13 protein-coding genes are annotated in these 17,517 nt (G+C 62.0%); 6 read left to right on the forward strand and 7 right to left on the reverse strand.

The genetic code is table 11. From position 1 onward, the window contains the following. Positions 1 to 12 precede the first annotated feature (12 nt). The 6 genes from ACWKWE_RS17690 to ACWKWE_RS17715 all read right to left on the reverse strand — a co-directional run bounded on the left by ACWKWE_RS17690 (position 13) and on the right by ACWKWE_RS17715 (position 9,702). Complete coding sequence (locus ACWKWE_RS17690; protein WP_166593274.1) at positions 13 to 1,458, reverse strand: efflux transporter outer membrane subunit; 1,446 nt, start codon at positions 1,456 to 1,458, stop codon at positions 13 to 15. A gap of 283 nt (positions 1,459 to 1,741) precedes the next feature. Continuing rightward, on the reverse strand, positions 1,742 to 3,907 hold the full coding sequence (locus ACWKWE_RS17695; protein WP_483851234.1) for a glycosyltransferase family 2 protein: 2,166 nt from the start codon (positions 3,905 to 3,907) through the stop codon (positions 1,742 to 1,744). A 1-nt stretch (position 3,908) separates the two neighbouring features. After that, entirely contained in the window at positions 3,909 to 5,159 is a 1,251-nt protein-coding gene (locus ACWKWE_RS17700; RefSeq protein ID WP_483851235.1) for a hypothetical protein, read from the reverse strand. After that, positions 5,156 to 6,403, reverse strand: a complete 1,248-nt coding sequence (locus ACWKWE_RS17705) for an HlyD family secretion protein (RefSeq protein ID WP_483851236.1) — start codon at positions 6,401 to 6,403, stop codon at positions 5,156 to 5,158. Before ACWKWE_RS17705 ends, ACWKWE_RS17700 begins: the two co-directional genes overlap by 4 nt. A 588-nt stretch (positions 6,404 to 6,991) precedes the next feature. After that, positions 6,992 to 7,714: a FadR/GntR family transcriptional regulator gene (locus tag ACWKWE_RS17710; RefSeq protein WP_166593272.1), complete on the reverse strand. Its 723-nt coding sequence runs from the start codon at positions 7,712 to 7,714 to the stop codon at positions 6,992 to 6,994. 233 nt (positions 7,715 to 7,947) lie between these two features. After that, positions 7,948 to 9,702, reverse strand: coding sequence for an IlvD/Edd family dehydratase (locus tag ACWKWE_RS17715; RefSeq protein ID WP_341959350.1), 1,755 nt, complete (start codon positions 9,700 to 9,702; stop codon positions 7,948 to 7,950). Positions 9,703 to 9,922: 220 nt separating this feature from the next. On the opposite strand from ACWKWE_RS17715, the gene ACWKWE_RS17720 reads away from it, so the two are divergent. The 5 genes from ACWKWE_RS17720 to ACWKWE_RS17740 all read left to right on the forward strand — a co-directional run bounded on the left by ACWKWE_RS17720 (position 9,923) and on the right by ACWKWE_RS17740 (position 15,917). Continuing rightward, the gene (locus ACWKWE_RS17720) at positions 9,923 to 11,236 is read left to right on the forward strand and encodes an MFS transporter (RefSeq protein ID WP_166593270.1); all 1,314 of its coding nucleotides are present in this window, start codon (positions 9,923 to 9,925) and stop codon (positions 11,234 to 11,236) included. A gap of 12 nt (positions 11,237 to 11,248) precedes the next feature. Continuing rightward, complete coding sequence (gene araD1 / locus ACWKWE_RS17725) at positions 11,249 to 12,241, forward strand: AraD1 family protein (protein WP_483851237.1); 993 nt, start codon at positions 11,249 to 11,251, stop codon at positions 12,239 to 12,241. 73 nt (positions 12,242 to 12,314) lie between these two features. Then, the gene (locus tag ACWKWE_RS17730; protein ID WP_483851238.1) at positions 12,315 to 13,895 is read left to right on the forward strand and encodes an aldehyde dehydrogenase (NADP(+)); all 1,581 of its coding nucleotides are present in this window, start codon (positions 12,315 to 12,317) and stop codon (positions 13,893 to 13,895) included. Between the two features lie 175 nt (positions 13,896 to 14,070). After that, positions 14,071 to 15,396 carry an MFS transporter gene (locus ACWKWE_RS17735; protein ID WP_483851239.1) on the forward strand — a complete coding sequence of 442 codons (1,326 nt, stop codon included), beginning with the start codon at positions 14,071 to 14,073 and terminating at the stop codon, positions 15,394 to 15,396. A 230-nt stretch (positions 15,397 to 15,626) separates the two neighbouring features. Continuing rightward, positions 15,627 to 15,917: a DUF5629 family protein gene (locus ACWKWE_RS17740; RefSeq protein ID WP_166593266.1), complete on the forward strand. Its 291-nt coding sequence runs from the start codon at positions 15,627 to 15,629 to the stop codon at positions 15,915 to 15,917. A 148-nt stretch (positions 15,918 to 16,065) separates the two neighbouring features. Here the strand turns inward: ACWKWE_RS17740 and ACWKWE_RS17745 are convergent, their stop codons facing one another. Then, positions 16,066 to 16,203, reverse strand: coding sequence for a hypothetical protein (locus ACWKWE_RS17745; RefSeq protein WP_483851240.1), 138 nt, complete (start codon positions 16,201 to 16,203; stop codon positions 16,066 to 16,068). On the opposite strand from ACWKWE_RS17745, the gene ACWKWE_RS17750 reads away from it, so the two are divergent. Continuing rightward, positions 16,202 to 17,368, forward strand: a complete 1,167-nt coding sequence (locus ACWKWE_RS17750) for a lactonase family protein (protein WP_483851241.1) — start codon at positions 16,202 to 16,204, stop codon at positions 17,366 to 17,368. The two genes, ACWKWE_RS17745 and ACWKWE_RS17750, sit on opposite strands and share 2 nt — an antisense overlap. Positions 17,369 to 17,517: the final 149 nt, after the last annotated feature.

The following is a 17,517-nucleotide window of genomic DNA, read 5'->3' on the forward strand; positions in this document are numbered from 1 at the left end:
CAACATGGGGCGTTATTTGGCATCCGCCACATTGAGCTTCGGCGGCGTCCACCCGCCGCCCAGCGCCTTGTACAGATTCACCTGATTGACCTCCCGCGCCAGTTCCAGCGTCAGGTATTCCTGTTGGGCGGCGAACAGTGAGCGTTGCGCGTCCATGGTCGAAAAATAGCTGTCCAGCCCCGCCTCGAAACGCAACCGCGACTGACGCCACGCTTCCTGATAATCCTTGACCAACCGCTGCTGCGCCGCGACTTGCGCGAGCATTTCCTGGCGCGCATTCAGGGCATCCGCTGCTTCCCGAAACGCGTTCTGCACCGTACCTTCATAGGCCGCGGTGTTGGCGTCATACCGCGCATGGCTGGCATCGACCAGCGCCCGCCGCTGACCCCCATCGATTAACGTCATCGACCCGGCCGCCGCCAGTTGCCAGAACTCGGCAGGCCCAGTGAGCAGCTTCGAGAAGTCACCACTCAGGCTGCCCAACGCGCCGGTCAACGAGAGGGTCGGAAAATACGCACTGCGCGCCGCGCCAATGTCCGCGTTGGACGCCCGTAACAAGGCCTCCGCAGACAGAATATCAGGGCGGCGCTGGATCAGACTCGACGGCAAGCCCGCAGGCACATCGGCGGTGGCCAGCGTCTCGCCCAGATCGCCCTCCGGCAGCAGTTGATCGGGCACGGGCTGACCGACCAGCACACGCAAGGCGTTGAGGTTTTGCGCGACCTTCATTCGATACGTGTTGACCTGCACGGCAGCGGTGTTCGTCATCGCGTCACCCTGATGCACGTCGATGCGTGCCGTGGAACCCGCGTTGAAACTGCTGCGCAACAGCTCGCCGTAATGCTGCTGGGAATCGAAGGTGGACTGGGCCAGATTGAGCAGCGTCTGATTGGCTTTCAGGCTCAACCACGTGCTGGCGACTTCGCCGATGAGCCCCAAACGGGCGGTCTGGTAATCCGCCTCGGTGGCTTCGAAGCGCGCGTCAGCGGCGTTGCGTTGGCTGCGCAGGCGGCCGAACAGGTCCAGCTCATAGGACGTGAAACCGGCTGTGGCCTGAAAGGTGTTGTCTGTGCTGCCCGAGCTCACGCCGCCGCCTTGCGTCCGCACCAAGGGTGGGATTTTGCTGCGTCCTGCGTAGGTGTTGAGACCGATTGAGGGGAACAGCGCAGCGTGGGCACCGTCGGATTCGGCGCGGGATTCCGCCACCGATGCCGCGTACTGACGCAGGCCACGGTTGTTCGACAAGGCCAGATCGATCACCTGACGCAAGCGCGGGTCGGTGATGAACGTTCGCCAGTCCTGCTGAAAGGCCAGCTTCGAATCATTCATGCCCGGCGCTTGCGTGTTGCTCGGCCATTGCTGATCGATAGGTGGGTCGGGGCGCTGGTAAGTCGGCTCCAGCGAGCAGCCGGTCAGAAGCACAAGGGTGAGCAAAGAGAGGCGTAGTGGGCTGTTCATCGGCGTGCTCTCGTTAACATGGCTTGACCTGCAATTTCAAAAGGCAATGGGATTTTGGTGATGCGCAGATCCCTCAGAAGTCCGGTTCACTGCGAAACATCAAACCTGACGAGGCCTCAACTGTAGGAGCGAATTTATTCGCGAATGGGCCGTACATTCGACACATCCCCACCGCTTGTACCGACGCATCGCGAATGAATTCGCTCCTACAGTGGGGATCACGTTTGCAGCAGGCCAGTCGCCCGAACGGAAGATCGGGTAGAGAGCGATAGCCGGGCGCTCCTTACAACCGCATCCCGAACAACGCCCGCAACGGCGCGAGCAACAGCGTCCAGAACTCCCCACGCGTCGCCGACACCCTGGGCGCTGGCCCTTCCGGCAGGCGCAGGTTGACGGTCTTGAAACCGGGCATCGGGCGCCGCCGACGCTCGGCCCGCTGCTGCCGTGCGCGACGGGCATACGAGAGCAAGGGCGGGCGCTTCTCACCAATCAACGAACGCCGCAGCAAGCTGCTGAACGCGATCCCCGGTTTCGCCCGGCCCGCGACGTTGGTGTTGGCGTCACTGAACAACCGGCCAATCAAACGCTGCCGCAAGGGTTCGTCCAGATCGACGAACTGCAAACCCAGCCGCCCATCTCCGGTCTGGCGTTTGACCTCCACTGGCACCCGGCCCACCTTGTTCACCCACACCGTGCCCCGCAGCCCCGGCCTGATCAGCGCCGAAAATTCACAGGCGAACGACGCGCCGCTCAGGGAAATGTCGGTCAAGCGTCCGGCAAACATCCGACCGCTCAAGTGCAGCCCGGCGGGCTTGAGAAACGGGAAACGCTCTTCGCCGTGTAGCCTCGGGCGATCAACGCAGGCCACCAGCGTCGCGACGTTGTACACCAGGGCCACCACCGTCCAGCACAGGTTGAACTGCACGTTGCCATCGAAGGTGTCCGCTGTCGCAATCGCCGTGAACGCGCCGATCTGCGCGAACAGCGTGAGGAAGAAAAAGAACCCGAAGAGTTTCCAGTGGACCATCGTCTGCGAGCGGTCCAGCCCCTTGGCCGTGACTTTAAAGGGCCGTCCGAACGGGCGAATCAACGCGCTGAGCAACGTGGCCGTCACTGCCAGCGAGGCCACGATCTGCGTCACCTCGGTGAAAATCGGCAGCGTGCGCCGGTCGGTGACCCACGTCCCGTAGCCCCAGAAGGCGATCAGCGCAGGCATGCCGAATGCCAGGAAATCCATCGGTTTCGCGTAGAACCCGGCAATGCCGAAATACCAGTAGAGCAGCGGTGAAACCAGCATCATCAAAATGAACGGCTTGGAGAACCAGTGCAGCAGACCATGGACGTAATGCAGCCGGTCGTTGAGCGTGTAGCCGCGTCCGCGCAACGGGCCGTCCGGCAGCAACGCGACCTGAATCGTGCCCAGGCACCAGCGACCCCGCTGGTTGATGTACTCGGTCAGCCCTTCCGCCGACAGGCCGATGGACAGCCGCTCGTTCAGCCAGCGGGTGATGTAGCCGCGCTGCAACAGGCGATACGTGGTGTAGATGTCTTCGCAGACAGAGCCTGTAGGAAAGCCGCCGATTTCATTGATCCGATCGCGCCGCACCACGAAGGACGTGCCGACACAAAACGCCGCGTCCCACCCATCCTTCGCCGGTTGGAACACGTCGAAGAACACCCGTTGCTCGTCCACCCAACAGGTCGACGAGCCCAGGTTGTGCTGGATCGGGTCGGGGTTGTAATAAAACTGCGGGGTCTGCACCAGCGCGACTTTCGGGTCCTCGAACAATCCGAGCGTGCGCATCAGGATCGGCTGTTGCGGCGCGAAGTCCGCGTCCAGCACCAGGATGTACGGCGCGTTGGTCGAGGCTTCGGACTGGCGCAGACCGTTGTTCAGGTTGCCCGCCTTGGCGTGGTCGTTGTTGTCGCGGCGAGCGTAATACACGCCCCTCTCTGCGCAGTAGTCGCGCAGCCAGTCGCGGCGGGTGTCGTCCAGCACCCAGACATTGAAATTGGGGTAGTCCATCGCCTGCGCCGCGATGATGGTTTTTTCCAGCACGTCCAGCCCTTCGTTGTACGTGCAAATGAACACGTCCACTCCTGGCACATGGGGGCCGGCACTTCGCAGGCGACCTTCTCCAGCGTCCGCTTTGGTCGTGTGATCGGTGCGCACCAGCATCACGACAATGGACACCAGCGTGTAGGTGATCGCCAGCATTTCGAAGAACAGGAAGGTGTAGGACCACAAGGCCGCGAACCCTGAGTGAACGTCGGGCAGGGTGGCGCGGAATCGCCAGATCACGTAGTTGATCAACAGCAGTCCGGTCACCAGCCCGAACGCGGCCCGCGCCCACCACTGGTTGCGGTGGGTCAGCGCCGCGAACAGCACCACCATCGCCAGCGTTCCGAGGTTCAACTGCCAGAGTTGCAAGGCATCGAGTGCGTGCATGTCAGTTGGCCTCCTGTGCGCCGGTGAACGGGTTGACGCCGCTGGCCGCAATCGCCGCCCAGGCCGTGGCGCCCAGATGGGGCAGGTGGTAGTAGAAAAAGTCGTTGCTCGTGGAGTCCGGGCCGATGGCCAGCCCGGTGCTGATCTGTGCCTGCGGGGTTGCGAACAGCCAGCCATCCGTCGACTGCTGCGCGATCAGCACCGGCCACAATGCGCGGGCCTTGTCGGCCGCGCCGGTGAGGTGCGCGACCGCTGCGGCCTGCGCGGTGCCCTCGGTCCACAGGCCATCCGGATCGCGACTGAAGCCGTAACCTTCGCCAAACCGGTGGGCCTGATCGACGAACCCGAACACCCGCGACCAGTCGGCGGGCGGCTGGCGAACGGCAATCAATGGCCAGATCTGCGCGTCCAGCCCCGAGCGCTGATGCTCGGCGGTGCGGCCGTCGGGGAGGGTGCCGATCAGAAACCGTCCTTCCTGGGCGAGCCATTGGCGGTCGACGAAATCACGGGCGATCCCGGCTTGGGTGGCGCTGTCGGCACTGGCCTTGATGCGGTTCAGCGCGTCCCATGCGGCGGCCAGGTCGACGTTGTGTTCGGTGGATTTCCAGCCCTGACGGACCGGGTTCGGCGGGTAGCCGTAAAAGCCGCCGATGAAGCCTGCCGGGGCCTGGCTGTCGTAGGTGTTGCGCTGGGTCCAGAGCAGGATTTTTTCGGCGGCCTGTAGGTAACGCGGTGTCTGGGTCTGACGAAAGGCTTCGAGCAGCGCCAGCACGGCCCACGCCTGATTGCCGGTCGCACTGCCGACCTGATACGCGTCCTGATTCCAGGCGTTGCGCTCCTGGCTCCAATAACCGGGCAGCAGAATCGGCCCGCTGGTTTTTACTGAACCGGCGGCGTAGGCGTTGCGCAGACGGCCGTCGTGATAGTCGGGGTCGTTGTCCACCGCGTACGTCAGCGCGTCAGCGATACGCTCCGCCGATTGCGGTTTGCCACAGCCGAACAGCGCGATGCTCGCCAGCGCGTTGTCGTAGGTGAACGCCACGCCGCGCAGTGCAATGATCGCGGGCGGATGGCCTTCGAAGGCGGGGTAGCTCGCCAGCAAAACGGGGCCGTCGGCGAGGGACAACACGGCACGGTCGAGCGCCGCGCACGTTAACCGTTCCAGTTGCGGACGGCTTTGATCGGCCATCACCGGAACGCTGAACAGCGTCAGCAGCCACACGCTGCAACCGGCCAGCCCGAGGCGTTTCATCCTGACACCTTGGCCGTCACCCAATTGCCCGGATTACAGGTCCGCGCGCGTTCGTTTTCCGAGAGGTCGTCATCGAAGGCGCCGACCACGTACACGGCGTTTTGCTCGGCGAACGGGAAGGGCACGCTGTAATTGGCGGAGAGGGTGTCGCTGGGTTTAGACAGCAGCTGCACGACGTGTGCCCTGAGCGGCTGATTCAGGCCCGCGACGTCCACGATCAGCACCGTGTCCCGCGTGATTTTGCTGGCCATGCGCTCCGGGAACACCGCGATCACGTTGCTCTGATTGCAGTGGGTGGCCCGCACCAGCGTGGCACCGGCGCGCACCAACGTGCCTTCCGGGGCGACCAGTTCCTGAACGGTGCCGGGGGCGTAGGCGACCACGTTGTACGCCGCCATCAGCCTGACCCGGTTCTGTTCGGTCTCAATCAGTTGATTGAGGTTGTCCAGCTCTTCCTGTTGCGTCGCACGGTTCTTTGCCTGATTCGCCAGGCTCAGCTGCAGCGTGGTCATCTGCGCTTGGAGGTCAAACATGCGCAACTGATCGGGGTCGAGGTACACCTGTTCGCTGGCCGCCGACACGTCGCCACTGTTGATGCGCAACTGCGAGCGAATCGATTCGGCCGCTCCTTGCAGCGACGCCAGTTGCGCCTTGGAAGAGGTCACCGCCGCTTCACTCACCGCGCCTTGGCGAAACAGCTCTTGATTGCGCATCAACGTGGCTTGGGCATCCTGCAAACGGGCGTCGGCGGCCACGCTTTCCGCCCGCAGCGCACGTTGCGCGTACAGCTGCCGCGTGTGGTAGGCGGTCTGGTATTGCTGGCTGGTTTTATCGAGTGCGTCGTAGAACTGCTGATCGTGTTCGGCCTGGCTTTTCAGCGAGGCCAATTGCTGCTCCAGCGTCAGGCGACGGGTCTGCAAGGTGAGCAGGGTTTCCTGATTGGCCCGTGGGTTTTCGATGGTGGCGATGGTCTGCCCCTTGGCGAACGCTTCGCCGGGCTTGATCGACAGCGCACTGACAACGCCGTCGATGGGCGTGGTCAGCAGAATCACCGGCGCATTCAGAATCGCCCGGGTGGCGGACGAGGACAGCAGCGGCAGGAACAGGGTGGAAAACAGCAGCCAGACGATGAAGAACAACACGCTGAACCCCACCAGCCGGGGCAACAGCGACAGCGTGAAAAAACGCGGCCTGGCAGGCACCCCGGACGTCATCGAGATCGGCTCGATCGATAAATTGGTCATTCCAGTACCTCAAGGCCAAGCATGCAGAAATCATTTCGCGGCCACGGGCGCAGGCCGCGTGAACGCGTCAGGTAGACGACAGCTGAACCCAGGCATACGAAAGCGTCGCCGAACGTGGCGATGTACAGGATCTGTTCGCTGAAAGCGCAGGACTGAAAAGGCTGGATACGTCCCGTCTTGTTGAAGTGCAGCGGCAGTGATCCAGGCAGGAGAAAACGATCACTGGCCTTACGCTAGGCGGGAAGTTTTTGAGTGTCAATGACCCGCGCGCGCTCATTGTTTGGCGTCGGATTGTTGCCGTATTTTGGCGGAGGGATACGGAAAATCGTGGTGGAGTAAGGGGCGGTAAGTGGTTTATTTATAGAGAAATCTTCATCAAGAACGCCGAGTCATTTGCACTATCGTTTGCCGAAAAGCGTGACTAATGCCCTGCGTAAGATCAAAAAGATATAAACATTTCGAGGCTGCATGCGCAGGTTTTGCTGCCGCTTCGCGCCAGATCGTAGGCAAGCCAACTCCTACGGGCTCCGCCCAGAATCAAAAGCCTTGACCGCGGCGCGCCTACGTCTTCGGTACAAGCCGTCGGCCCTATAACTTCACCCCTTGCCCCAACACCACATTCAGCGCGTTGCGCGCATCGTCCAGTTGCACCAGTGTCGCGTGGTGGGCGCCGAGGGCGTCGCGGTTTTCGATGGCGGTGAGAATGGCCTTGTGTCGCGGCAACGCCAGTTCGTGCAGGTTCGGGCGCTTGTTGGAATGCTTCAACGCTTCACGCAACGCCAGCGACAGCATGTTGCACAGGTGCGCGAGCAGGTCGTTGTGGGTGGCGTCGGCGATGCGGCTGTGGAAATCCAGGTCGGGCTGCAACACCTCTTCGACGGTCGGCGCGGCCGCCATGCGTTCGTAGGCCTCGCTGATTCCGGCGACTTCATCCGGTGTGGCATGTTGTGCGGCAAGGGCGGCGGCGGCCGGTTCGATGATGCTGCGCACGCTGGTCAACAGCGCGAAGAATTCATTCTGCGGCGAGCTTTGCATCAGCCAATGGAGCACGTCCGGGTCGAGGATGTGCCACTCGCGACGAGGCTTGACCACCGTGCCCACGCGAGGCCGTGAATACACCAAGCCCTTCGCCACCAATACCCGCGTTGCCTCCCGCAACACCGGCCGACTGACCGCGTATTCCTCACAGAGCAGGGCTTCGGCGGGGAGCTTGTCGTCAGGTTTGAAGCGGCCTGAAACAATCTGCATGCCGATGTCCTGGACAATGCGCGAATGCATGCTCTTGCGGTCGGAGGGCTTACGGTAATCCATGGGGCGCGGGGCAATCCTGAACGATGAATGCCGCGCATCATAGCATTGGCGGGGATGAGGAGGGCGCGGGTGGGAATGTCGGGCAGTTTCATGCATGTCGCTGCTGAGCGCCCATGCACAAACCTGTGGGAGCGAATTCATTCGCGAAAAAAGGTACATCCCATACAGATGCGTCGTCTGCCAACCTTTTCGCGAATGAATTCGCTCCCACAGGAGGCTTCACCGGTAGTCCATCAGTGGGAGTGCCGAGGCACTTCCGACCCACGCATCCCGACCAGGAAATCAAAATCACACCCCTGGTCAGCCTGCATCACATGGTCGATGTACAACTGGCGATAGCCACCGATCAGCTTGTTTTGCGGCGCTTGCCAGTCGGCGAGGCGGGCATCCAGTTCCTGTTGTGGAATGTCCAGATGCAGACGCCCGGTCGCGCAGTCCAGCTCGATGTAATCGCCTTCCTGCACCACCGCCAACGGCCCGCCCGCCGCTGCTTCCGGCGCCACGTGCAAGACCACTGTGCCGTAGGCTGTGCCGCTCATGCGCGCATCGGAAATCCGCACCATGTCGGTCACACCCTGGGCCAACAGCTTGGCCGGCAGGCCCATGTTGCCGACCTCCGCCATGCCCGGATAACCCTTCGGCCCGCAGTTCTTCATCACCAGAATGCTGCTGGCATCGACGTCCAGCTCCGGGTCGTTGATCCGCGCCTTGTACATGTCGAAGTTCTCGAACACCACCGCACGACCGCGATGCTTCATCAATGCCGGGGTCGCAGCAGAAGGCTTGAGGACTGCGCCCAGCGGCGCGAGGTTGCCGCGCAACACACAGATGCCGCCATCGGCCACCAACGGGTTGTCGATGGCGCGGATGACTTCGTCGTCGCCGTAGATCGGCGAGTTCTTCACGTTTTCCCACAGCGACTTGCCGTTCACGGTCAAGGCTTCAGGGTTGGGAATCAGGTTGTTCTCGCCCAGGCGGCGCAGTACCGCAGGCAGACCGCCCGCGTAATAAAACTCTTCCATCAGGAAGCGCCCTGAAGGCTGCAAGTCCACCAGCGTCGGGGTGCCGCGACCGATGCGGGTCCAGTCGTCCAGCTCCAGATCGACGCCGATGCGCCCGGCGATGGCCTTGAGGTGAATCACCGCGTTGGTCGAACCGCCAATCGCCGCGTTGACGCGAATGGCGTTTTCGAACGCCTCGCGGGTGAGGATTTTCGACAGGCGCAGGTCTTCATTGACCATCTGCACCGCACGCATGCCGGACATGTGGGCCAACACGTAACGCCGCGAATCCACTGCCGGAATCGCTGCGTTGTGCGGCAAGGACGTGCCCAGTGCTTCGGCCATACAGGCCATGGTCGAGGCCGTGCCCATGGTGTTGCAGGTGCCCGCCGAGCGCGACATCCCGGCTTCGGCGGAGAGGAATTCATCGAGGCTGATCTGCCCCGCTTTATAGGACTCGTGCATCTGCCAGACGATGGTCCCGGCGCCGATGTCCTTGCCCTTGTGCTTGCCGTTCAGCATCGGCCCGCCCGTGACGACGATGGCCGGAACGTCGCAACTGGCCGCGCCCATCAGCAACGCAGGGGTGGTCTTGTCGCAACCGGTCAACAGCACCACGCCGTCGATGGGGTTGCCGCGAATCGCCTCTTCCACGTCCATGCTCGCCAGGTTGCGGGTGAGCATGGCGGTGGGGCGCAGGTTCGATTCGCCGTTGGAGAAGACCGGGAATTCAACGGGGAAACCACCGGCCTCGATCACGCCACGTTTGACGTGTTCGGCGATGGTGCGGAAGTGCGCGTTGCAGGGGGTGAGTTCGGACCAGGTGTTGCAGATGCCAATGATCGGCTTGCCCTGAAACTGGTGGTCGGCGATGCCCTGGTTCTTCATCCAGCTGCGGTACATGAAGCCGTTCTTGTCAGCGGTCCCGAACCATTGGGCCGAACGCAGGACAGGTTTCTTGTGGGTATTGGAAGGGGAATCAGACATAAATCAGCACTCTTATTGTAAGACTTAAAACGTCACGTGCTGATTAAAATAGGCCTAAAAAGCCCAGAGTGGAAGTCTTGTCACTTCAAATAGTATTACTATATAGTCGTTTCCCATCGAGAGACGACCCTGCCCGCCGCGTACTCAACCACCTGGCACACACGAAGGCAGAGGCGATCTCCGACGCTTCCATAACAAAAACAACGTGGAGACTGCTTACATGAGCCAGGAACTCAGGCTTATTCGTCGCATCACCCTGAAACTCATCCCGTTTCTGATCCTCCTGTACCTGATCGCGTATGTAGACCGTTCCGCCGTGGGCTTCGCCAAGCTGCACATGGGCGCGGACGTCGGCATCGGCGATGCGGCTTATGGCCTCGGTGCGGGCTTGTTCTTCATCGGCTACTTCCTCCTGGAAATCCCCAGCAACCTGATGCTCGAACGCTTCGGCGCACGGCGCTGGTTCGCGCGGATCATGATCACCTGGGGCGCGATCACCATGGGCATGGCCTTCATTCAGGGCCCGACCAGTTTCTACGTGATGCGCTTCCTGCTCGGTGCGGCGGAAGCGGGCTTCTTTCCTGGCGTGCTGTACTACATCACCCAGTGGTTCCCGGTGCGCCATCGCGGCAAAATCCTCGGCCTGTTTATCCTTTCGCAACCCATCGCCATGATGATCACCGGCCCGATTTCCGGCGGCCTGCTGGGCATGGAAGGCGTCGGCGGTCTGCACGGCTGGCAATGGCTGTTCCTGTGCATTGGCGCGCCTGCGATCCTGCTGACCTGGCCGGTACTGCGCTGGCTGCCGGACGGCCCGAAAGACGTGAAATGGATGGACCCGGTCGAGAAGGAATGGCTGACCGGCGAGCTGAAAAAGGACCTGGAGGAATACGGCCAGACCCGTCACGGCAACCCTTTGCACGCCCTCAAGGACAAACGCGTCCTGCTGCTGGCGCTGTTCTACTTGCCGGTGACCCTGAGCATCTATGGCCTGGGCCTGTGGCTGCCGACGCTGATCAAACAGTTCGGTGGCAGCGACCTGGTCACCGGATTCGTGTCGGCCGTGCCCTACATCTTCGGCATCATCGGCTTGCTGATCATCCCGCGCAGCTCCGACCGTTTGAACGACCGCTACGGCCATCTGGCCTTCCTTTATGTGATCGGTGCGATCGGGCTGTTCTTCAGCGCCTTCCTCAGCGTGCCGGTGCTGCAACTGGCGGCGCTGTGCCTGGTGGCGTTCTCGCTGTTTTCCTGCACCGCGATTTTCTGGACCTTGCCGGGGCGCTTCTTCGCCGGTGCCAGCGCGGCAGCCGGTATCGCGTTGATCAACTCGGTGGGCAACCTCGGCGGCTACATCGGGCCGTTCGTCATTGGCTGGCTGAAAGAACTGACCGGCAATCTGGCCAGCGGCCTGTACTTCCTCTCGGGCGTGATGGTCTTCGGATTGATTCTGACCGGCATCGTGTACCGCGTGCTGGAACGCAAACACGTGCTGCCGGAATCCAAATTCGCGGCCAGCGCCCGTTCACGCTAAAAGGAGAAACTCATGCATTTGGTTCAATTCGAGCTGGGTAACGGCCAGCGTCGCGTCGGTCTGGTGGACGGCGCGCTGGTGCGGGAAGTGCAAGGCGCGACCAGTACCCGCGACCTGGCGCTGGCGGCCATCGACAAGAAAATCTCTCTCGCCGAACAGGTCGACAGCCACGGCCTGGGCGACAGCCACGATTATTCGCAGCTGCGCGCCGACCTTCGCATCCTGCCGCCACTCGATCACCCGGACCCTGCCCATCTGCTGGTCAGCGGCACCGGCCTGACGCATCTGGGTAGCGCTTCGGCTCGCGACAAGATGCACCAGCACGGCAACGACGAATCTGCGATGACCGACACCATGCGCATCTTTAAATGGGGCATCGAAGGCGGCAAACCCGCAGCCGGTGAAGCGGGCGTACAACCGGAGTGGTTCTACAAGGGCGACGGCAGCATCGTCATCCGTCCTGGCGAAGCCTTCCCGCAGCCACCGTTTTCCGAAGACGCGGGCGAAGAGCCTGAGCTGAGCGGCCTGTACGTGATCGGCAACGATGGCAAGCCGTACCGACTGGGTTTTGCCATCGGCAACGAGTTCTCCGACCACGTCATGGAACGCAAGAATTACCTGTACCTGGCCCACTCGAAACTGCGTGCCTGCTCGTTCGGCCCTGAGTTGCGCGTCGGTGATTTACCGCAAAACCTGGCGGGCACCAGCCGCATCCTGCGCGACGGCAAGGTGCTGTGGGAGAAGGAATTCCTGAGCGGCGAGGCCAACATGTGTCACAGCCTGGAAAACCTCGAATACCACCACTTCAAATACCGCCAGTTCCTGCGGCCTGGCGACGTGCACGTGCACTTTTTCGGCACCGCGACCCTGTCGTTTGCCGACGGCATCAAGACCCAGCCGGGCGATCATTTCGAGATCAGCCAACGGGAGTTCGGCGCGCCGTTGGTCAACGGAATCGCCGCGACCGAGGCGGTGTTTCAGCCGGGTGGCATCACTCAGCTCTGATCACACGGATCGTTCCCACGCTCCGCGTGGGAATGCCTCTCCGGACGCTCCGCATCCCTGAAGGAGTCTCAACATGCCTCACGTCCTCGGCCACAATTTCATCAACGGCACTCGCAGCGCTGCTGGCACGGTCATCGTCTACAGCGTCGACGCCAGCTCCGGCGAAACGCTGCCTCACGATTTCTATCAGGCCACGGTTGAAGAAGTCGATGCCGCTGCCAACGCCGCCGCCTCTGCCTACCCGGCGTATCGTTCGCTGAGCGCCGAAAAACGCGCGCACTTCCTCGACGCCATCGCCGATGAAATCGACGCGCTGGACGACGACTTCATCGCCACCGTTTGCCGCGAAACCGCGTTGCCGCCCGCCCGCATTCAAGGCGAACGCGGACGCGTAACGGGCCAGATGCGCCTGTTCGCCAAGGTCCTGCGTCGCGGCGATTTCTACGGCGCACGGATCGACTTGCCGCTGCCAGACCGCAAACCGGCGCCTCGTCCGGACCTTCGTCAATACCGCATCGGCCTTGGCCCGGTCGCCGTATTCGGCGCCAGCAACTTCCCCCTGGCGTTCTCTACCGCAGGCGGCGACACCGCGTCGGCACTGGCCGCCGGTTGCCCGGTGGTGTTCAAGGCCCACAGCGGCCACATGGCCACCGCTGAACTCGTCGCCGAGGCCATCCTGCGCGCCGCCGACAAAACCGCCATGCCCAAAGGCGTGTTCAACATGATCTACGGCGGGGGCGTGGGCGAGTGGCTGGTCAAGCACCCGGCGATTCAGGCCGTCGGCTTCACCGGCTCGCTCAAGGGCGGTCGTGCGCTGTGCGACATGGCGGCTGCGCGTCCGCAACCGATTCCGGTGTTCGCCGAGATGTCGAGCATCAACCCGGTGATCATCCTCCCTCAAGCGCTGGGCCTTCGCAGCGAACGCATCGCGTCGGAACTGGCGGCGTCCATCGTTCAGGGCTGCGGGCAGTTCTGCACCAACCCCGGCCTGATCATCGGCCTGCGCTCTCCGGCTTTTACTGAATTTCAGAAACGCCTGGCCGCACAGATCAACGATCAGCCGCCGCAGACCATGCTCAACACCGGCACGCTGGGCAGCTACAGCCGGGGCCTGAAAGCCTTGCACGCTCACGCGGGCATCACGCGTCTGGCAGGCAGCGAGCAAAAGGGCGATCAGGCCCATCCGCAGCTGTTCAAGGCCGACTTCCGCCTGTTGCTCGAAGGCGACGCGCTGCTGCAAGAAGAAGTCTTCGGGCCGACGTCGATTGTGGTGGAAGTGGCCGATCAGGCGCAGCTCAACGGCGCCTTGCGCGGGCTTCACGGCCAACTCACCGCGACGCTGCTGGTCGATGGTGACGACATGCAGCGCTTCAGCGAACTCACTGCGTTGCTGGAGCAGAAGGTCGGCCGGATTCTCATCAACGGCTACCCGACCGGCGTGGAAGTGGTGGATTCGATGGTGCACGGCGGCCCGTACCCCGCCACCTCGGATGCCCGCGGCACCTCGGTCGGCACCCTCGCCATCGACCGTTATCTGCGCCCGGTGTGTTTCCAGAACTACCCCGACAGCGCCTTGCCCGACGCCTTGAAAAACGCCAACCCGCTGGGGATTCAGCGGTTGGTGGATGGAGTGAATACCACCGCTGGTCTTTAGCGTGGCTTGAAACTGTGGGAGCGAATTCATTCGCGAAGGTGGGTCAGGCAACAGAGATGTATCGCCTGTACCCGCTTTTCGCGAATGAATTCGCTCCCACAGGATCGTGCCCAACCCGATAAACCGTTCGGCTCGACGATCCCGACACCCCATAAAAACAAACGAGGTGCGCCCCATGACCGCCAACGCCATACCGCTGGAACAGCTCGACACCGACGCGCTGGAAGACAGCATTTACCGCAAGGTCAGCTGGCGCATCGTGCCGCTGTTCATCTGCTGTTTCCTGTTCGCCTACCTGGACCGGGTCAACATCAGCTTCGCCAAGCTTCAGATGGCCAGCGATCTGGGCTTCAGCGAGACCGTCTACGGCCTCGGCGCGAGCCTGTTCTTCGTCGGTTATTTCCTGTTCGAAGTGCCCAGCAACGTGCTTTTGCACAAGATCGGCGCGCGCATCTGGATCGCCCGGATCATGGTGTCCTGGGGCATCGCCTCGGCCTGCATGATGTTCGTGCAGACCGAATTCTGGTTCTACACGCTGCGGTTTCTGATTGGCGTGATGGAGGCCGGCTTCGTCCCCGGCGTGCTGTATTTCTTCACTCAGTGGTACCCCGGCACACGACGGGCGCGGGTCAATTCTTACTTCAAAAGCTCCATTTGCCTGTGCGGCATCGTCGGCGGTCCTATAGCCGGGCTGATCCTCGGCCACTTCGACGGCGTCATGGGCCTGGCCGGCTGGCGCTGGCTGTTTCTGCTGGAAGGCATTCCGTCGGTGATCCTTGGCGGTGTGGTGTTCTGGCTGGTCAAGGACCGTATCGAAGACGCCCCTTGGCTCAGCGCTCAGGAGAAGCAAATCGTCCTGTCGCGCATGGCCAACGAGCCCAAGCCCGTCGGGGCGCAGAAGGTCAAAGACATCTGGAAACACCCGACCACGTACGTGATGTCGGGGATCTACCTGTGCCTGGTCATGGCCCTGACCGGCCTGCTGTTCTGGATGCCGCAACTGATCAAAAGCGCCGGGGTGCTGGACACGATGGACATCGGTCTGCTGACGGTCATCCCGTACGTAGGCGCGGTCATCGGCAACCTGCTGATCGGCGCCAGTTCCGACCGTCATCGCGAGCGCCGCTGGCACATGGCGGGGTGCGCCACGCTGACGGCACTGGGCTATCTGGTCTGCGCGCTGTTCCCCGGTCAACTCACGCCGCTGATGATTGGCATGACCCTGATCATGACCGGCATCATCGCCTGGATGCCGATCTTCTGGACCATCCCGCCGCGCTTCCTGAGTGGCATCGCCGCTGCGGCGGGGATCGCCCTGATCAACTCGCTCGGTCAGTTGGGCGGTGTCATCGCGCCGTTCATGGTCGGTCGGATCAAAGACCTCACCGGCACCGCCACCCCGGCGCTGTTCGCGTTGTTTGCCGTGAGCGTATTGGCGATTGCGCTGATCGTCTGGGGCATTCCGGCGCGGTATTACGCCAAGGATGCGCAGCAGGAGTGATTGAGCTGCAAGCGAGCAGTCGCCTCGATTGTGCTGGCTGCATGCTGAACCTGTGGGAGCGAATTCATTCGCGAAGGTGGATCAGGCAACAGAGATGCATCGCCTGTACCGGCCTCATCGCGAATGAATTCGCTCCTACAAGGAAGTGGCGCAACCCCAGATCCCTGATTCGCCCACCCTGAGGCCTTTTGACCTATCATTCGCGCTTTCATCCGAAGCGAACCCTTGCCATGACCACCACACCCCAAACCCTGCGCGCTGCCCTGCAAACCGCCCTGACGTCCCAAGCCATGCTGGAAGTCGACGGCCTGCACGCCTTCGAATTCACTCTGGATGAAATGCTGCAGATCGAAAGCATGGACGGCCGCGAGCGCAAGGTCTGGCGCTTTTCCCTCGCTCAGGTCGACGCTGCCGAATTCGACAGCGCCCTGCAAAGCTGGGTCATCAACGACGGCAACGCCGACCATCGCATTCTGGTGCTCGAAGCGTTCGCGGCCGGCGATGATGAAGAAGACGAGTAACGCCTGACGCCGCAGCCCCCTGTAGGAGCTGGCTTGTCCTGCGACCGGCGACGGAGTCGTCGTAAAACTGGAATATGCGGTCTGCCTGATCCACCGCGTTTGCCGGATCTACGACTGCTTCGCAGCCGGTCGCAGGACAAGCCAGCTCCTACAGGTACCGAGGCAGGTACAGGTACAGGTGCAGGTACAGGCCTGCACCGGCAACTACTGCCACCCAACCGCTGTCATAGACCTGATTCTCGCGTAAACCACGCGCCAATAATGCCAACAAGAGATCAGCCCACATGACACCCAGAATCCTGCCCTGGCTGGCCCTCGCCAGTAGCCTCACCGTTTTCACCGTTCAGGCCAAACCCATGACCGATTACGACGTGCTGGTGGGGGCTTACACCGCCGGTGCTAGTGAAGGCATCTACCGTTATGGCTTCAACACTCAGACTGGCCAACTCGACGCCAAGCCTCGGCAGGTCATCAAAAGCGAAAACCCCTCCTGGCTGACCCTGTCCAAAGGCCAGCGCCACCTGTTCGCCGTCAACGAAAACGGCCCCGGCCAGACCGACGTGGTCGGCAAGGTCAGCAGTTTCGCCATTGATCCCACAACCCATGCCGTCTCGTTCATCAACCAGATCGACAGCAAAAGTGATGAGCCGACCCACTCGAACCTCAGCGCCGATGGCCGCTTCCTGTTCGTCGCCAACTACGCCGTGCACCCCGATCCCGGCGGCTCGCTGGCCGTGGTTCCGGTCGGCAAGGATGGCAAGTTGTCCCCCGTGGTGCAGACCGCCACCCACGAAGCCAGCAAGGTCAACCCTGAGCGCCAGGCCTCGTCCCACGTCCACTCGGCCGTGCCCACGCCTGATGGCAAATACCTGATCGCCATGGACTTGGGCGCCGACAAGATGTTCGTCTTCAACTACGACGGCAAACAGTCCCAGCCCCTCAAGCCCGCGAAAACCCCGTCTGTTGACCTGCCACCGGGCAGCGGCCCGCGCCATCTGCTGTTCAGCAAGGACGGCAAACACGCGTGGCTGACCATGGAAATGAGCGGTCAGGTCTCGGTATTCGACTACCACGACGGCGCCTTTAAACGTACGCAATTGGTCGACCTTGCCAAGCAGGACGGCCAGCAATACCGCGCCGCCGGTGGCCTGCACACCTCGCCGGACGGCAAATTCCTCTACGTCGCCAACCGCGGCGACATCAACGAACTGCTGGTCTTCAGCATTAACGCCGGTAATGGTCAGCTCAAGGAAATCCAGCGCCGTTCCGTGGAAGGCAAGGAACCCCGTGAGTTCGCCTTCGACCCCAGCGGCCGCTTCCTGCTGATCGCCAACCAGAAAAGCAACCAGATCGTCACCGTCCGCGTCGACCCGAAAACCGGCGTTCTGGGCGATACCGTGCAGAAAGTCGACTTCGATTCCCCCTCTGATTTCCGCTTTCTCACGCATTGACCTTGCGCAAGTGACACCTTGACGCACCCTCCAGCCCTTTGAAATCAAGGGCTGGAGCCATCTATTAATTGAATTGATAAGGGCTAGTGGCAGAAAAGATTTTTTCTGAAAGCTCCTCGGGCGTAACTTTCATTCCACGGCCAAGACGG

The organism is Pseudomonas salicis, assembly GCF_057128705.1.